This is a genomic window from Serratia sp. szju (genome assembly GCF_044594185.1).
In the GTDB taxonomy this organism is placed as follows: Bacteria; Pseudomonadota; Gammaproteobacteria; order Enterobacterales; family Enterobacteriaceae; genus Serratia; species Serratia bockelmannii.
The window spans coordinates 4,707,398-4,724,983 of sequence record NZ_CP172576.1; the positions used below are offsets into that span (position 1 = coordinate 4,707,398).

Here is a 17,586-nt window from a genome sequence, read left to right on the forward strand (position 1 = left end):
TTTGAGAGTACCCCAGTTACCAAACGCCGCACTCCGTTGCGGCGTTTTCATTTTTGCGGTTTATTTCAACGCATTCGGTTTTATTTTTTCGCCGGGAAGTAGGCGGTTAAACGACCATAAAAATAAATAAACCGCCAATTGTTACCGGACGGTGAAATAATAATTAACCGACAATTAAACTTTCAGCGCTGCACGGCGACAAAACGCCTAAAAATTTAACTTTACTCCACGCCGCCCACCCGGTGAATTCAAAAAAAATTGCAAACATTAAAAAAATGTTTTCATTTAAAAATCAATAAATTAACCATAAAAACCACACAAAAAACACGTCATTTGGGCGCTCTACTTCCCCGCCTTATGATCCAAATCAAATTTTCCCCTATACTGCTTTGCTAGTATCTCATTGCGTTGTTTTAACCCTTAAGAGCGAGAGTTAGTTTGAAAACTGACAGCCCATTCGATCTGATTTTACCTGCGGCAACGGCGAAAATCGCTGAAGATGCCGGCGTGTATAAAGCCACCAAACATCCGCTGAAAACGTTTTATTTAGCGATCACCGCCGGTGTCTTCATTTCCATCGCCTTCGTTTTCTACATCACGGCGACCACCGGCACCGCCGGCGTGCCTTTCGGGCTGGCGAAACTGGTCGGCGGCATCTGCTTCTCTCTCGGGTTAATGCTGGTGGTGGTATCGGGCGCCGACCTGTTCACCTCTACCGTGCTTATCGTCATCGCCAAGGCCAGCGGCCGCATCAGCTGGGGCCAACTGGGCGCCAACTGGCTGAACGTTTATCTCGGCAACCTGGTCGGCGCGCTGTTATTCGTGGCGCTGATCTGGTTCTCCGGCGAGTATATGGTCGCCAACGGCCAGTGGGGCCTGAATGTTCTGCAAACCGCAGACCACAAGCTGCATCACACCTTTATCGAAGCCGTCTGCCTCGGCATTCTGGCTAACCTGATGGTCTGCCTGGCGGTCTGGATGAGCTACTCCGGCCGTACCCTGACCGACAAGATGCTCGCCATGGTGCTGCCGGTCGGTATGTTTGTCGCCAGCGGCTTCGAACACAGCATCGCCAACATGTTTATGATCCCTATGGGCATCGTGGTCAAACACTTCGCCACGCCGGAATTCTGGCAAGCCGTAGGGGCGGTACCTGAGCAATTCGCTCATCTGACAGTAAGCAACTTCATCATCGACAACCTGATTCCGGTCACCATTGGTAACATCATCGGCGGCGGTCTGCTGGTTGGGTTGACTTACTGGGTAATTTATCTGCGCGGGGGTCGCGAACAGCACTAAGCTGTGAGTTACCGCGTGCAGAGTTAGAAATCCACAATCAAAGGTAGGTGTACAATGACCGAACTTAACGAGAAATTAGCCAACGCTTGGGAAGGTTTCAGCAAGGGTGACTGGCAGAATGAAGTCAACGTTCGTGACTTCATCCAGAAAAACTACACGCCTTATGAAGGTGACGAATCCTTCCTGGCTGGCGCAACTCAAGCCACCACCACCTTGTGGGACAAGGTTATGGAAGGGATCAAACTGGAAAACCGCACTCACGCGCCGGTTGATTTCGACACCAACGTTGCTGCAACCATCACTTCTCACGACGCGGGTTACATCGCCAAAGAGCTGGAAACCATCGTAGGTCTGCAGACCGACGCGCCTCTGAAACGCGCGCTGATCCCGTTCGGCGGCATCAAAATGGTCGAAGGTTCGTGCAAAGTGTACGGCCGCGAACTGGATCCGCAGCTGAAAAAAGTGTTCACCGAATACCGTAAAACCCACAACCAGGGCGTATTCGACGTTTACACCAAAGACATCCTGAATTGCCGTAAATCCGGTGTGCTGACCGGTCTGCCAGATGCCTACGGCCGCGGCCGCATCATCGGCGACTACCGCCGCGTTGCGCTGTACGGTATCGACTTCCTGATGGCCGACAAACTGAACCAGTTCAAATCGCTGCAGGAAAAACTGGAAAACGGCGAAGATCTGGAAATGACCATCCAGCTGCGCGAAGAGATCGCTGAACAGCACCGCGCTCTGGCTCAGATCAAAGAGATGGCCGCCAAATACGGTTACGACATTTCCGGCCCGGCCACTAATGCGCAAGAAGCGGTACAGTGGACCTACTTCGGCTACCTAGCCGCGGTGAAATCCCAGAACGGCGCCGCCATGTCCTTCGGCCGCGTGTCCACCTTCCTCGACGTGTTCATCGAGCGCGACATCAAGGCGGGCAAACTGACCGAAGAGCAAGCGCAGGAACTGATCGACCACCTGGTGATGAAACTGCGTATGGTGCGCTTCCTGCGTACCCCTGAGTACGATGAACTGTTCTCCGGCGACCCAATCTGGGCGACCGAATCCCTGGCCGGTATGGGCGTCGACGGCCGTACCCTGGTCACCAAAAACAGCTTCCGCTTCCTGAACACCCTGTACACCATGGGGCCGTCTCCGGAGCCGAACATGACCATCCTGTGGTCTGAGAAGCTGCCGCTGAACTTCAAGAAATTCGCGGCGAAAGTGTCCATCGACACCTCTTCCGTACAGTACGAAAACGACGACCTGATGCGTCCTGACTTCAACAACGATGACTACGCCATCGCCTGTTGCGTCAGCCCGATGATCGTCGGTAAGCAAATGCAGTTCTTCGGCGCCCGCGCCAACCTGGCGAAAACCATGCTTTACGCCATCAACGGCGGCGTTGACGAGAAACTGAAAATGCAGGTCGGCCCGAAAGAAGCGCCGATGATGGACGAAGTGCTGGACTATGACAAAGTCATGGCCCGCATGGACCACTTTATGGATTGGCTGGCCAAGCAGTACGTGACCGCGCTGAACATCATTCACTACATGCACGACAAGTACAGCTACGAAGCTGCGCTGATGGCGCTGCATGACCGTGACGTTTATCGCACCATGGCTTGCGGCATCGCCGGTCTGTCCGTTGCGGCCGACTCCCTGTCCGCCATCAAGTACGCGAAAGTCACCACCATTCGCGACGAAGACGGCCTGGCTATCGACTTTAAAGTGGAAGGCGAGTATCCACAGTTCGGTAACAACGACGCCCGCGTCGATGACATCGCCTGTGACCTGGTGGAACGTTTCATGAAGAAAATTCAGAAACTGCGCACCTACCGCAACGCGGTACCGACTCAGTCCGTACTGACCATCACCTCCAACGTGGTATACGGTAAGAAAACCGGTAACACCCCGGATGGCCGCCGCGCCGGTGCACCGTTCGGCCCAGGCGCCAACCCGATGCACGGCCGTGACCAGAAAGGCGCAGTAGCCTCCCTGACCTCGGTAGCCAAACTGCCGTTTGCCTACGCGAAAGACGGGATCTCCTACACCTTCTCTATCGTGCCTAACGCGCTGGGTAAAGACGACGACGTGCGGAAAGCCAACCTGGCGGGCCTGATGGATGGTTACTTCCATCATGAAGCCTCCATCGAAGGCGGTCAGCACCTGAACGTCAACGTAATGAACCGTGAAATGCTGCTGGACGCGATGGAAAACCCTGAGAAATACCCTCAGCTGACCATCCGCGTCTCCGGTTACGCCGTGCGCTTCAACTCGCTGACCAAAGAGCAACAGCAGGACGTCATTACTCGTACCTTCACTCAAACGATGTAATACGCCAACCGGGCGGGAAACCGCCCGGTGCCAACGACAGGGCCGGTTCTGCCGGCCCTTTTCTTCCACCGCTCTCCCCTGACTCTGTGCGAGTCTGTTTTGCCGGACATCTATACTGAATGGATAGCCGGCAAAACAGTTATCCGGCAACTGACCGGCCGACAGGCATCATTACCCCCGGTGGCGGCTCCACCCGCTGCTGCATCGCAGATACCTGGCCGGCGGCCACGCGCCTATTTTTAGACTGCGTTTGACAGTCAATATTGGAGAAAACCCCGCAATGTCAGTAACTGGTCGCATCCACTCCTTCGAATCCTGCGGCACCGTCGATGGGCCCGGGATCCGCTTTATCGTCTTCTTCCAGGGCTGCCTGATGCGCTGCCTCTATTGCCATAACCGCGACACCTGGGACACCCACGGCGGTAAAGAAGTGACCGTCGAAGAGCTGATGAAAGACGCGGTGGCCTACCGCCACTTCATGAACGCTTCCGGCGGCGGCGTGACCGCGTCCGGCGGCGAGGCGATCCTGCAGGCTGAATTCGTGCGCGACTGGTTCCGCGCCTGCCATGCCGAAGGCATCAATACCTGCCTGGACACCAATGGCTTCGTGCGCCGCTACGATCCGGTGATCGACGAGTTGCTGGACACCACCGATCTGGTGATGCTGGATCTGAAACAGATGAACGACGATATCCACCAGAATCTGGTCGGCGTCTCCAACCACCGCACGTTGGAATTCGCCCGCTACCTGGCGAAACGTAACCAACGCACCTGGATCCGTTACGTGGTGGTGCCGGGCTGGTCAGATGATGACAAATCGGCACACCTGCTGGGCGAGTTCACCAAAGACATGACCAACATCGAGAAAATCGAGCTGCTGCCTTACCACGAGCTGGGCAAGCACAAATGGATAGCGATGGGGGAAGAGTACAAACTGGACGGCGTGCATCCGCCGAAGGCCGAGACCATGGATCGCGTCAAAGGCATCCTGGAAAGCTACGGTCACAAAGTGATTTACTGATTGGCGCACGCCAAAAGAAAAAACCGGCTCATGGCCGGTTTTTTTATGCTCAGGCGGCGGCGAACGGCGTGTGGTGGTGATCCGGCTTCTGCTTTTTCAGCAGCATCAGCAGGTAAACCAGCGCTACGGCGGCGATCATCACGAACAGCACACGGTCGGAGTAGTTTTGCATCAGCAGCGCCGTCATCGACGGGCCCAGCAGGCTGCCGATGGTGTAACTCATCAACAGCGCCTGGTTCATCGCCACCAGTTCGTGCGGCAGCGCCTTCTCGCAGGCCCAGGACATCGCCACCGGATACAGGGTAAAGCCGGCGCAGCCGAGGATGAACAGCGAAGGCGCCATGGCGTAGTTGCCGAGCATCGCCACGCTGGCGAGGATCACCACGAACACCTGAATGCGCAGCACCAGCAGGCGCCCGTAACGATCGGCCAGGCGCCCGACCGGCCATTGGCCGACGATGCCGGAGCTGACCAACAGCGCCATCCAGTAACCGACGTTAGCGTCGCTCATGCCCTGATGAGAGAGATACAGCGGCATCAGGCCATACAGCGAACCGAGCACAATGCCGGAGATGATGCAGCCGTTGATGCCCAGGCGCGCGCTGCGGCGTCTCAACATTGTCCATACCGCCGCCTGCTGCGGCTCGTCTTCATGGCGGTTTACCCGCGCGAACAACATCGGCAACATGGCGCTGATCACGATCGCGGTCACCCACGGCACCACATGCAGCAATTCGGTCGAGGTCATGCTCAACAGTAATTGGCCGGTCACCGTACCGAGGTAATAGACAATCATATAGGCCGCCAGCAGCTGGCCGCGGTTGCTCAAATTGCCGCTGCGCAAAAGCGCGCTCTCCACGATCACCCAGATCCAGGCGCAACCGACGCCGGCGAAGAAGCGCCAGCCCAGCCAGCTCCAGAAATCGATCGACAGCACCATGCCGGCGGTCGCGGCGGCGAACAGCAAACAAGAGAGATGATAGCTGCGGGTGAAGCCGACGCGCTGGATCAGTTTGCCCGCCACCAACGTGCCCAACAGGTTACCGCTGAAATAAGAGGAGCTGACCATTCCCACCTGCCAGGTTGACAGCTGAGCATGGGTTAACCAAAGCGGCACTAACGTATTCAAAACGGCAATGGATACCGTGAGCAGCAAAAGGCCGCAGAGCAATAGGAGCACTGGGCGGGAGTATGCGGACATAGTGAAATTGTGACCGAACGCGCAATGAGAGTGCGCGCATCATGCCACTGGCGATAAAAAAGTCAATCGCCTCTTATCATTCCACCGCACGATTTGTTTCCGGCTAACCGGCTGAAAAAGCGCTATGCTCAGCGCAGAGCGAATTTGACGACGGAGAAGCAAGATGAGTCAGGAAAATGATGCGGCGGTAGAGGCCCTGCTGGCGGACATCGGCAGCACGCACGGTGAGCTGCTGGCCATTATGCAGCAGGTGCGGCGGATTGCTGCGGCGAGCGGCAACGGCGTCACCGAATCGGTCAAATACGGCGGCATCATGTTCTCGCATAGCCAATTTTTCTGCGGCGTTTTCGCCTATCGCCACCACGTCACAGTGGAGTTCGGCCACGGCTACCGATTGGAAGATCGTTATCACCAGCTCGAAGGCAGCGGCCAGTATCGGCGGCACATCAAGCTCCACTCGCCCGACGAGGTGAAAAGCAAGCATCTGGCGGACTACATTCAACAGGCTTATGCGCTGGCGACGGGCTGAATTCTCGACATAAAAAAAGCGCCCGCAGGCGCTTTTTTCGTGGTTTGCCGTTTAGCCGATGTATTCCAGGCCGCCCATATAAGGACGCAACACTTCAGGCACCTGAATGCGACCGTCGGCCTGCTGGTAGTTTTCCAGCACCGCCACCAGCGTACGGCCGACCGCCAGGCCGGAACCGTTCAGCGTGTGGACCAGACGCGGCTTCTTGTCGGCCTTGCTGCGGCAGCGAGCCTGCATGCGGCGCGCCTGGAAGTCCCACATGTTGGAGCAGGACGAGATCTCGCGGTAGGTGTTCTGCGCCGGCAGCCACACTTCCAGATCGTAGGTCTTGCAGGCGCCGAAGCCCATGTCTCCGGTGCACAGCAGCACCTTGCGGTAAGGCAGGTTCAGCAGCTGCAGCACTTTTTCCGCATGGCCGGTCAGCTCTTCCAGGGCATCCATCGAATCTTCCGGACGGACGATCTGCACCATTTCGACCTTGTCGAACTGGTGCATGCGGATCAAACCGCGGGTGTCACGGCCGTAAGAACCGGCTTCCGCACGGAAGCATGGCGTGTGCGCGGTCATCTTCAGCGGCAGAGTTTCCTCTTCGACGATCTCGTCGCGCACCAGGTTGGTCAGCGGCACTTCCGCCGTTGGGATCAGCGCGTAGTTGCTGCTGTCGGCTTCTTCTTCCAGCGGACGGGTATGGAACAGGTCTTCGCCGAACTTCGGCAGTTGGCCGGTACCGTACAGCGTGGCGTGGTTGACCAGGTAAGGCACGTAGGCCTCCAGGTAGCCGTGCTGCTCGGTGTGCAGATCCAGCATGAACTGGGACAGCGCGCGGTGCATGCGGGCGATTTGCCCCTTCATGACCACGAAGCGCGAACCGGTCAGCTTAACCGCGGCGGCAAAATCCAGCCCGCCGGCCATTTCGCCCAGATCGACGTGATCGCGCACCGCGAAGTCGTACTGGCGCGGTTCGCCCCAGCGGGCGACTTCCAGGTTTTCACTGTCGTCTTTACCATCCGGCACGGCGTCGTCCGGCAGGTTAGGCAGCGTCAAGGCGTAATCGCGGATCTCGCTCTGCAGCGTGTCCAGCTCTGCCTTGGCGGCATCCAGCTTGTCACCCAGCTCGTTCACTTCGCGACGCAGCGGCTCGATGTCTTCCCCACGCGCTTTGGCCGCGCCGATGGATTTCGATCGGGAGTTGCGTTCCGCTTGCAGCGTTTCAGTTTCTACCTGCAGAACTTTGCGGCGTTCTTCCTGCGAACGCAGCAGATCCAGATCGAGTTTAAAGCCTCGGCGAGCCAGTTTGACGGCGACTGCGTCTAGCTCATTACGCAGCAGATTGGGATCGAGCATGCTAATCCTGTGCTTGTTGTTATTGAAAGAAGTGTTGTTGTTCTATGCGGCTGATTTATAGCCGCATAAAAGAAGAGTGATACCCGCTAACCTTACCGCAACGGCCTCGCTAGCGGTAGCGTTTTGTCGGGCTATTTTGATCCTGCTCAGCCAGCCATGCCAACTTTTCGCCGATTTTCCCTTCAAGCCCACGCGAGGTCGGTTGATAGTAGCGTGTCTTGGCCATTTCGGGCGGGAAATAGTTCTCGCCGGCGGCGTAGGCGTTGGGTTCGTCGTGGGCGTAGCGGTACTCCGCCCCCAGCCCCATCTCCTTCATCAGCTTGGTCGGCGCGTTGCGCAGGTGCTCCGGCACGTCATAATCGGCCTGCTCTTTGGCGTCGCGCATGGCGGCCTTGAACGCGGTGTAAACCGCGTTGCTCTTCGGCGCGCAGGCCAGGTAAACAATCGCCTGCGCGATGGCGCGCTCGCCCTCTGCCGGCCCCACGCGGGTGAAACAATCCCAGGCGGCGATCGCCACCTGCATGCCGCGCGGATCGGCGTTGCCCACGTCTTCAGAGGCAATCGCCAACAGACGGCGCGCCACATAGAGCGGATCGCCGCCGGCGGTAATAATGCGCGCATACCAGTACAGCGCGGCGTCCGGCGCCGAACCGCGCACTGATTTATGCAGCGCGGAAATCAGGTCGTAATAACGGTCGCCCTTGTTGTCGAAGCGCGCGCTGCGCTCGCCTGAAACCTCTTTCAGCAGCTCCGGCGTCAGCACCCGCACGCCTTTGGCATCGATCTCCGCCATGTCCGCCATCATTTCCAGGCTGTTCAGCGCCCGGCGCGCATCGCCGCCCACCAGCTCGGACAGCAGGCGCCGCGTTTCCGCCGGCAACTCGACGTTCTGATTGCCAAAGCCGCGCGCCTTGTCGCTCATCGCCTGATCCAGCACCTGGCCGATATCTTCGGCGGTCAGCGCCTTCAACAGGTAAACGCGGGCGCGGGACAACAGCGCCGAGTTCAGTTCGAACGACGGGTTTTCGGTGGTGGCGCCGATAAAGGTGATGGTGCCGTCTTCGATGTGCGGCAGGAAAGCGTCCTGCTGGCTCTTATTGAAACGGTGCACTTCGTCGACGAACAGGATAGTGCGGCGGCCGGCGTCGCGATTTTGCCGCGCCCGCTCGATCGCCTCGCGGATCTCCTTGATACCGGAGGTCACGGCGGAGATCCGTTCGACATCCGCCTGACCGTAACGGCCGATCAGCTCTGCCAGCGTCGTCTTCCCGGTGCCCGGCGGCCCCCATAAAATCATCGAGTGCAGCTGCCCGGCCTCGATGGCGCGCGGCAGCGGCTTGCCGGCGGCCAGCAGGTGCTGCTGGCCGATATACTGCGCCAGCGTGGTCGGCCGCATACGCGCGGCCAACGGCTGGAACTCATTCTGGGAAAAATCGAGCGACAGATTATTACTCACTTGCACCTCACTGGCGCTGGTCGTCCAGCGTCACCCCCTTCGGCGGGGTAAATTTGAATTTGGCCGGATCGGCGGCGACGTTCTGCTGGCTTTTCAGCGTGTAGGAACTGCGCTGACCGTCCTGCTCCACCGCGGCAAAGCTGCGGATGGTACCGCTGTTGGTCACGCTGATGGCGAATTGCTTCAGGTTGCCGCTGGCAGACTTCGGCGTCAATTCGAAATCATCGCCCTTTTGCTTCACGTTGTACTGCTTCCAGTCGCTGGCGTTATTGCGGGTGATCAGCATAAACGGCGTATTGCCGGTGGCGTTCTTCAGCCAGGTCGCCGTCACCTGCTCGACGAACGGGTTGTAGAACCACAGGGTCTGGCCATCGGAAACCAGCACGCTCTCATCGGGTGACGTCATGTGCCAGTTGAACAGGTTCGGCCGCTTCACCCACAGCTCGCCTTCACCCTGTTGCACCGCGGCGCCTTCGGCGCTGGTCACGGTTTGCGAGAAGCTGGCGTGGAAACTGTTCACCTTCGCCAGGCGACTTTGCAGATCCTGTGCGGCATCGGCCAGCACGGAGGTAGAAGCGAATCCCGAAAGCAGACAGCAGGCAACTAACAGTTTTTTCATTATTCCAGATACCTTATGAAATGCGTTAACCGCAGGGCGACGCCGTGCGGGTCAATCAACCCTTTACTCCGTTACTTTACCTGAAGCCGGCGATCGGCCGGTAGGCCAATGTTCCGAGAAGAAACGGGTTTACGCTTCTTTGCACAAGGGCCGCTTAAGCGGCCCTTTCTTATTGAATTGCAATGGCTAAGCGACCATCAATCGTGCCGCGGCGGCGCCAGCACCTCGCGGTTGCCGTTGTGCCCCTGCTCGCTGACGATGCCCTGCGCCTCCATCTGTTCGATGATGCGCGCGGCGCGGTTATAGCCGATACGGAACTGGCGCTGTACGCCGGAGATGGAGGCTCGGCGTTTATCCACCACGAAATCCACCGCCTGGTCAAACAACGGATCCAGCTCTTCGTCGCCGTCCATCCCGCCACCGGCACCGCCCTCGCCATCTTCGCCGCCGCTGAGAATGCCCTCTTTATATTGGGGCCGCTCGCGCGCTTTCCAATCCTTGACCACCGCGTGCACTTCCTGATCGCGCACGAATGCGCCATGTACACGCACCGGGATCGAGGAGTTCGGCGCCAGATAGAGCATGTCACCCATACCCAGCAAGGACTCGGCGCCCCCCTGATCGAGGATGGTGCGGGAGTCGATCTTGCTCGACACGGTAAAGGCGATACGCGTCGGAATGTTGGCCTTGATCAGGCCGGTGATCACATCCACCGAAGGACGCTGGGTCGCCAGCACCAGGTGGATGCCCGCCGCACGCGCTTTTTGCGCCAGGCGAGCGATCAACTCTTCAACCTTCTTGCCAACCGTCATGATCAGGTCGGCGAATTCGTCGACCATCACCACGATGTACGGCTCTTTCTCCAACACCGGCGGCGTGATGTCCATGCTGTCGGTCGGTTTCCAGAACGGATCCGGGATCGGACGCCCCATCGCTTCGGCCTGATCGACACGCTCGTTGTAGCCGGCCAGGTTACGCACGCCCAGGGCAGACATCAGCTTGTAGCGACGTTCCATTTCGCCCACGCACCAGCGCAGCGCATTGGCAGCGTCTTTCATGTCGGTGACCACATCGGTCAACAGGTGCGGAATACCTTCGTAAACCGACAGTTCCAGCATTTTCGGGTCGATCATGATAAAGCGCACTTCTTTCGGCGTGGCCTTATACAGGATGCTCAGGATCATGGCGTTGACCCCGACCGACTTACCGGAACCGGTGGTACCGGCGACCAGCAAGTGCGGCATTTTGCCCAGATCGGCCACCACCGGTTCGCCGGAGATGTCCTTACCCAATACGATGGACAGCGGCGACGGGTTGTCGCGGAAGGCCGGGCAGTCCAGCACTTCGCGCAGGTACACCGTTTGACGCTTGGCGTTCGGCAGCTCCAGACCGACATAAGGCTTACCGGGGATCACTTCCACCACGCGCACCGCCGAAGTCGACAGCGAGCGCGCCAGATCGCGCGACAGGTTGGAAATGCGCGCCGCTTTAACGCCCGGCGCCAGATCCAGCTCGAAGCGGGTGATGACCGGCCCCGGCAGGATATCCACCACGTCGGCTTTTACGCGGTAATCGGCCAAACTGGCCTCCACCAAGCGCGCTTTCTGTTCCAGCGCGAAGGAGTCGACCGGCTCCACCTCTTTCGGCGCTTCGGTCAGCAGATCCAGCGTCGGCAGCGGCGTGGTCGGCTTCTGCAGCGGCTGATCGTTGCGCATCAGGAACGGGTGAATCAAGCTGTCCATCGCCGGGTGCGGCTCGGCCGGAGCTTGCTGAGGCTGCTGCTGCACCGGTTGCTGTGGCTGCTGATATTGCTGCTGCGACGGCTGTTGATACTGCTGTTGTTGCTGCGGCTGCTGATAAGGTTGCTGCTGCGGCTGTTGGTATTGTTGCGGCTGCACATGCGGTTGCTGAGGTTGAGCAGCCGGCGCCGCAGGCTCAAACTGGCCAAACGGCACGTCGTCCTCTTGCTCGCTTTGCTGTTCAATGCGCTCTTCAAGCTGTGGGGACAGCGTGAACATCGGCTCGCTCGGGCCATCGTCCACTAAATCCGCCATCGGCGAGAAGCTGAAAGCATTGCGGGTATCGACCGGGCTGGCGGCCGGCGCCTGCGGGGCAGTCTCTTGCTGGCCATAACGCGCCTGCTGCTGCTCGGCGAAAGCCTGACGCAGCGCAGCCTCTTGCCGCGCCTCTTCATCGTCCTGTTGGACTTCACCGTAACGTTGATTCTGTTGTTCGGCGAACGCCTTGCTCAGCTCGGCTTCCTGCTGAGCATTTTCATCATCCTGCTCCGGCTCGTAGCTTTCGCCATAGCGCTCGCTTTGCTGCGTGGCGAACGCCTGGCGCAGCGCGGCTTCCTGCAGCGCCTCTTCTTCCTGCGGATTTATCGCCGTCGGCTGTTGAGGCTCCGCCTGGCGCTGTTCCTGTTCGGCAGCACGCTGCGAAGGCAGCTTGATGCCGTAGGAAGCCAGCTCACGACGGGTCGGAATACGCACCGGATTCGGCCGCGGCAACTCAGGGCCGATACCCTGTTTAACCTGAGAATTGCCGTCGCTGGTCGCCGTGAAGGCCGGCATAAAGGTCGCCGCCGCGGCGCCCGCAGCGGCAGCGGCTGCCGTATCCAGTTGTGGCTTGGCGCCGGTGGCGCTGAAACCACCTGCTCCGCTGACGTCGGCACTGTCGCGCTGCGCGGCGGTAAAATCAAAGGGAGAACGCGCTGTCGGCTGCGGGGCCGGCTCTTGCCAATTGCCCAGGCGCGGCTCATCGTCATCCTGATAAGGATCGACAGGGCGCGTCGCCTTAGGCGCTGGTGTTTCTTCCGGGATTTCGAAGGAATACAGCGGCGGCGTGGCGTCTTGCGCCGGGGTGCTCACCGGGTGCTGATTGACCGAGGCCGGCGCGGCCGGCGCCACCGTTACCGACGGCGCCTGTGTGGCGATCGGCGCGGCAACGGGCTCGTGGATCTCTGCCTTCACCGCTGGTGCAGGCGAAGCCGCCGGCGCGATTGGCGCGGCGTCGGCTTCAACCTCACTATCGTCGGCTCGCAGGCCGCTGAGCAACGGATCGGCGGCGTCTTCCCCCGCCTCTTTGGCGCTTTCGGTGACCGAGGGTGCGGAGAACAGCACGTCGTCATCGGCAGCCGCGGCTCCGGCGGCGGTCGCCGCAACCGCTGCAGCGGCGCCCTTCCCTGCCTGCTCAGGCTCGTCGTCAACGTAACGCTCGTCATCCTCGAAATAGCGATCTTCGCGGCGTGAGCGATTGGTCATCACCGTCGCGACGCCCAACACCGCACCGCCGATCTTCTCGGCGATCACCAGCCAGGACCAGCCGGTAAACAGCGTCAGCCCCGCCGCCCACACGCACAGCAGCGCCAGCGTAGCGCCGATGCCGTTGAACCACGGCAACATGGCGTTGCTCAGCAGGCTGCCGATCACGCCGCCGGAAGCGAAGTAATAGAGATCGTCAACGTTCAGCGCCGCCAACCCGCAGGAGGTAAGCACTAACGCCAAGGTACCGATCAGGCGCAGGGAGAGCGCGAAATAGTCGACGTAGTCTTTGTTGCCGCGTTGGCGATAGGCTGCCCAGCACAGGATCAGCATGATCGGCGGTATCGCGTAGGCGAGCACCCCGAAGGTGAAGAACAGCGTGTCGGCCAACCAGGCCCCAACACCGCCGCCCAAATTGTGAATCGGCTCATGCCACGCGGTCTGCGACCAGCTTGGGTCAGACGGATTGAAACTGACCAACGCAGCCATGAGGTAAACGGCAAAAATCGCTACCACGATAAGCGCAGCCTCCAGCAAACGCCGGCCACTGCTGAGTCTTTTCAGGGTAACTTCTTTATCTTCTGTATATTCCTGGCTCAAGAAAGGCTCTCCAGGTTCCTGTTAGCTGACATAGCAACAGCGCCGAGAAGCTTCCCCGGCGCCGAAACTGTATGAATAAACAGGAGTGTAACCAATTTAATCAGGTTTTGCACCTGCACCTTACCGTGTTTTGATAACCAGACGGTTACTCTGTTTCACTTCTTCCATCACTACGTAGGTACGGGTGTCGTTAACCCCCGGCAAACGCAGCAAGGTTTCGCCCAGCAGTTTGCGGTACGCCGACATGTCCGGTACGCGGGTTTTCAACAGGTAGTCGAAATCACCGGAAACCAGATGACACTCCTGAATCTCTTCAAGCTTCTGCACTGCCGAGTTGAATTGCTCAAACACATCCGGCGCGCCACGGTTCAGCGTGATCTCCACGAAAACCAGCAGGGACGCATCCAGATAATGCGGGTTAAGCAATGCGGTATAGCCATGAATGAAACCCTGGCGCTCGAGACGGCGCACGCGTTCTAAACATGGTGTCGGGGATAACCCCACGCGCTTCGAAAGCTCGACGTTCGAAATACGCCCATCCTTCTGCAGCTCATTCAGGATGTTGCGGTCGATACGGTCGAGATCTTTACCCGGGCGTTTCTTGTTGTCTGCCATTATTATTGTCTCTCTTATTTTCTTCCGTGCACTTGCCACACCCTAGCCAACGTCAATGTGTAAGGGTTCGTTCCAAGCGAAGACCCGATGCCTGTCATATGCTTCTTCACTACCATCATTCCACGCCGCGCAGCCTGTCTGTCCAACCCCGCGCGACGCCGGCAACGACGTTTAGGTCGAGAAAAAATCAGCAAACGCTTGCGCGCCCTGCTCCGCACATCCACCGCGCATTGCCGCCTCGCGGCGCAAATACGTACGATTTGCTGGTGTTACGGGGATAATTTCTTCTTCCTATGATGTTTTCGCAAATGCGCAGCGGATTGTCAAAGTAAAAGAAGCAAAATCAGAACAACGTACCGTCATGAAAAGTCTGCATCCCATTTTTGGTTATGAATCGCTGGCAGATAAACCCCGGTAGGGAGCGGCTGAAGTCGCAGAATGCGCCGTTTTTGCGCGGTTGGCGATTCGGTAGCCGAATGCGGCTTTGATAAGGTAAATTTCTGCGTTCGGCGTACGATTTGCCGACAGCGGGCGCATTAATAGGCGACAACTATCATACAAATCGTTAACAACGTCGCCCGGCGCTTTTTTTACTGCGCCATTTTCCCTACAATCGGCTTCATTGTCCGCCATTGTGGAATAAAGAGGTTATTCATGGGCACGGCTAAACATAGCAAATTACTGATTCTGGGCTCCGGCCCGGCCGGTTACACCGCCGCCGTCTACGCGGCGCGCGCCAACCTGAGCCCGGTGCTGATCACCGGTCTGGAGCAAGGCGGCCAGCTGACCACCACCACCGAAGTGGAAAACTGGCCGGGCGACGCCGAAGGCCTGACCGGTCCGGCGCTGATGGAGCGCATGCGCGAACACGCGGAGAAGTTCCAGACTGAGATCGTCTTCGATCATATCAACAGCGTCGATCTGCAGCAGCGCCCGTTCCGCCTGTTCGGCGACAGCGGCGAATACAGCTGCGACGCGCTGATCATTGCGACCGGTGCCTCCGCCCGCTACCTTGGCCTCCCTTCCGAAGACGCCTTCAAGGGCAAAGGCGTTTCCGCCTGTGCGACCTGCGACGGTTTCTTCTACCGTAACCAGAAAGTCGCCGTGGTCGGCGGCGGCAACACTGCCGTTGAAGAAGCGCTGTACCTGTCCAACATCGCCGCCGAGGTTCACCTGATCCACCGCCGCGACAGCTTCCGTTCAGAGAAGATCCTGATCGACCGGCTGATGGAAAAAGTGAAAAGCGGCAACATCGTGCTGCACACCGACCATACGCTGGACGAAGTGCTGGGCGATGAAATGGGCGTGACCGGCGTGCGTATCCGCAGCACCAAAGCGGAAAACGAAACCCGTGAACTGGAACTGGCCGGCGTGTTCATCGCCATCGGCCACAGCCCGAACACCGGCATCTTCGGCGGCCAGCTGGAGCTGGAAAACGGCTACATCAAGGTGCAGTCCGGCATTCACGGCAATGCGACCCAAACCACCATCCCCGGCGTCTTCGCCGCTGGCGACGTGATGGATCACATCTACCGTCAGGCGATCACCTCCGCCGGCACCGGCTGTATGGCGGCGCTGGACGCAGAGCGTTACCTGGACGGCATCGCCGGCGCAGAAGTCTGCTAAGACGTTCTCTTCATCAGCGAAAAGCGGCTCTCGAGCCGCTTTTTTTTGTCTTCAGCCCCCAGGAGGATGCACGCCGATGCATAATCTTCTTCACTGGCGCTTGCTGGTTGCCGTCGCCGACAACGGCACCATCACTCAGGCTGCGGCGCTCTGCGGCATGACGCAGTCTGCCGCCAGCCAGGCCATCGCTCAACTGGAGACGATGCTGAGCACCCGGCTTTTGGTGCGCCAGCCACACAATGTCGTCCTGACCCAAAGCGGCCTGCAGATCGTCGCCCATGCCCGCACGATGTTGGAAGGACTGCGGGCCATTCAACAATGCGCGCAGCAAGCCGGTAATGCGCACGCGGGCAAAATACGCCTGGCCAGTTTCCCGTCGGCATTTAGCACGCTGTTGCCGCCGCTGCTGCGCAAGTTTCGCCGTCTGTATCCCGACATTGAGCTGATTACGCTCGAGGGCACCGACCACGAAGTGGAGAGCTGGTTAACATCGGCAACGGCAGACATCGGCGTGGTGCTCAATCCGGCACCGGAGCGGCTGTGTTTCCCTTTGGGGGAAGACACCTGGTTAGCGGTCGTGCCCAGCGCGCACCCGCTGGCGCGAGCGCGGCGGCCGGTGGCGCTGGATGCCCTGTTCCGGCTGCCTTTCATCCTGGCGACCGGCGGATGTGATGTGAATGCGCAAAGTTTGGCGCAGCAGTCGGGCCTGGCACTGGCCGATATCCGCGCCACCGTCAGCGACTGGCAAACGGCGTTGACGCTGGTCAGAGAAGGCACGGGCGTTGCGCTGATGCCCGCGTCGGTGATCCCGCCCGATGCGCTCGGAGTTTGCGCTCTGCCGCTCGTTGCGCCGGTTTATCGTCGTTTCGGCCTGGCCTGCTCATCCGAGGCGGCGGTCCTACCGCCCGTCCAAACCCTGCTGAATTACCTGCGCAAACAGGAGCAAACCCTGGCCAGTCGCTGAGCTAATAGCGGCTTTCTGAAATTTCCATTTTCCCGCCGGCATCCGCGTCGGCATGCTGTGGCAAGCGCTCTCATTGACCCACAAGGAAATAGCATGAAGCTGTATTTTGCTCCCGATGCCTGCTCGCTGGCCCCACATATCGTCCTGCGGGAATTAGCGATCCCTTTCACCCTGGTCAGGGTAAACAATCGCAGCAAGCGCTGCGCCGACGGTGAGGATTTCTATCGCATCAACCCAAAAGGTTACGTCGCCGCCCTGCAGCTGGACGACGGCAACGTGATCACCGAAGGCCCCGCCATCGTTCAATACCTCGCCGACCAGCGCCCAGAGAGCCGGCTGGCACCGCCACCGACGGCCTTTGAGCGGGTAAGGCTGCAGGAATGGCTTAATTTCATCACCAGCGAGATCCATGCCGGTGCCGCCCCCTTGTTCAATGATGCCCTGCCCGAAGATGCCAAGGCGTTGCTGCGCGACAAGTTGAGACGGCGATTGGGTTATCTCGCGCAAGCGTTGGCACAACAAACTTACCTATTGGGAACGTATTTCAGCGTCGCTGACGCTTATCTGTTTACCGTGTTGCGCTGGATGGCGCGCTTCGAGATTTCGCTGAGCGAGTGGCCACCGCTCCAGCATTATGTGACGCGGATCGCAGAGCGAGCGTCGGTGCGCGCCGCTCTGGAAGCCGAGGCCACGAGTGAGCAAGTCAAATAGT

At 59.1% G+C, this 17,586-nt stretch carries 13 protein-coding genes; 7 read left to right on the forward strand and 6 right to left on the reverse strand.

All coding sequences use genetic code 11. From position 1 onward, the window contains the following. Positions 1 to 438: 438 nt before the first annotated feature. The 3 genes from focA to pflA all read left to right on the forward strand — a co-directional run bounded on the left by focA (position 439) and on the right by pflA (position 4,657). The gene (gene focA / locus RE418_RS22320; protein WP_399675574.1) at positions 439 to 1,299 is read left to right on the forward strand and encodes a formate transporter FocA; all 861 of its coding nucleotides are present in this window, start codon (positions 439 to 441) and stop codon (positions 1,297 to 1,299) included. Between the two features lie 54 nt (positions 1,300 to 1,353). Beyond that, a complete protein-coding gene (gene pflB, locus RE418_RS22325) occupies positions 1,354 to 3,636 on the forward strand; it encodes a formate C-acetyltransferase (RefSeq protein ID WP_049208015.1) in 2,283 nt (760 codons plus the stop codon). A gap of 280 nt (positions 3,637 to 3,916) precedes the next feature. Further along, entirely contained in the window at positions 3,917 to 4,657 is a 741-nt protein-coding gene (gene pflA / locus RE418_RS22330) for a pyruvate formate lyase 1-activating protein (protein WP_016928325.1), read from the forward strand. A 49-nt stretch (positions 4,658 to 4,706) separates the two neighbouring features. Here pflA and RE418_RS22335 read toward each other — a convergent pair whose 3' ends face one another. Beyond that, positions 4,707 to 5,858, reverse strand: a complete 1,152-nt coding sequence (locus tag RE418_RS22335; RefSeq protein ID WP_004928291.1) for an MFS transporter — start codon at positions 5,856 to 5,858, stop codon at positions 4,707 to 4,709. Positions 5,859 to 6,021: 163 nt separating this feature from the next. Here RE418_RS22335 and RE418_RS22340 point away from each other — a divergent pair, with 163 nt between their 5' ends. After that, positions 6,022 to 6,387 (forward strand): DUF1801 domain-containing protein, encoded by a 366-nt coding sequence (locus RE418_RS22340; protein ID WP_049208013.1) that lies wholly within the window; start codon positions 6,022 to 6,024, stop codon positions 6,385 to 6,387. A gap of 51 nt (positions 6,388 to 6,438) precedes the next feature. On the opposite strand, the gene serS is transcribed toward RE418_RS22340, so the two are convergent. The 5 genes from serS to lrp form a co-directional block, all read right to left on the reverse strand. Continuing rightward, on the reverse strand, positions 6,439 to 7,731 hold the full coding sequence (gene serS / locus RE418_RS22345; protein ID WP_089180737.1) for a serine--tRNA ligase: 1,293 nt from the start codon (positions 7,729 to 7,731) through the stop codon (positions 6,439 to 6,441). 109 nt (positions 7,732 to 7,840) lie between these two features. Beyond that, a complete protein-coding gene (locus tag RE418_RS22350; protein WP_049208098.1) occupies positions 7,841 to 9,127 on the reverse strand; it encodes a replication-associated recombination protein A in 1,287 nt (428 codons plus the stop codon). Positions 9,128 to 9,194: 67 nt separating this feature from the next. Then, positions 9,195 to 9,806 (reverse strand): outer membrane lipoprotein chaperone LolA, encoded by a 612-nt coding sequence (gene lolA, locus RE418_RS22355; protein WP_004928303.1) that lies wholly within the window; start codon positions 9,804 to 9,806, stop codon positions 9,195 to 9,197. Positions 9,807 to 10,003: 197 nt separating this feature from the next. Beyond that, positions 10,004 to 13,669, reverse strand: a complete 3,666-nt coding sequence (locus RE418_RS22360; RefSeq protein WP_089180736.1) for a DNA translocase FtsK 4TM domain-containing protein — start codon at positions 13,667 to 13,669, stop codon at positions 10,004 to 10,006. Positions 13,670 to 13,789: 120 nt separating this feature from the next. Further along, positions 13,790 to 14,284: a leucine-responsive transcriptional regulator Lrp gene (gene lrp, locus RE418_RS22365; RefSeq protein ID WP_004928318.1), complete on the reverse strand. Its 495-nt coding sequence runs from the start codon at positions 14,282 to 14,284 to the stop codon at positions 13,790 to 13,792. 654 nt (positions 14,285 to 14,938) lie between these two features. Here lrp and trxB point away from each other — a divergent pair. The 3 genes from trxB to gstA all read left to right on the forward strand — a co-directional run bounded on the left by trxB (position 14,939) and on the right by gstA (position 17,585). Then, positions 14,939 to 15,910: a thioredoxin-disulfide reductase gene (gene trxB, locus RE418_RS22370; RefSeq protein ID WP_049204246.1), complete on the forward strand. Its 972-nt coding sequence runs from the start codon at positions 14,939 to 14,941 to the stop codon at positions 15,908 to 15,910. A 76-nt stretch (positions 15,911 to 15,986) separates the two neighbouring features. Beyond that, positions 15,987 to 16,874 carry a LysR family transcriptional regulator gene (locus tag RE418_RS22375; protein WP_089180735.1) on the forward strand — a complete coding sequence of 296 codons (888 nt, stop codon included), beginning with the start codon at positions 15,987 to 15,989 and terminating at the stop codon, positions 16,872 to 16,874. A gap of 93 nt (positions 16,875 to 16,967) precedes the next feature. After that, positions 16,968 to 17,585, forward strand: a complete 618-nt coding sequence (gene gstA, locus RE418_RS22380; RefSeq protein WP_049204244.1) for a glutathione transferase GstA — start codon at positions 16,968 to 16,970, stop codon at positions 17,583 to 17,585. Position 17,586 lies beyond the last annotated feature (1 nt).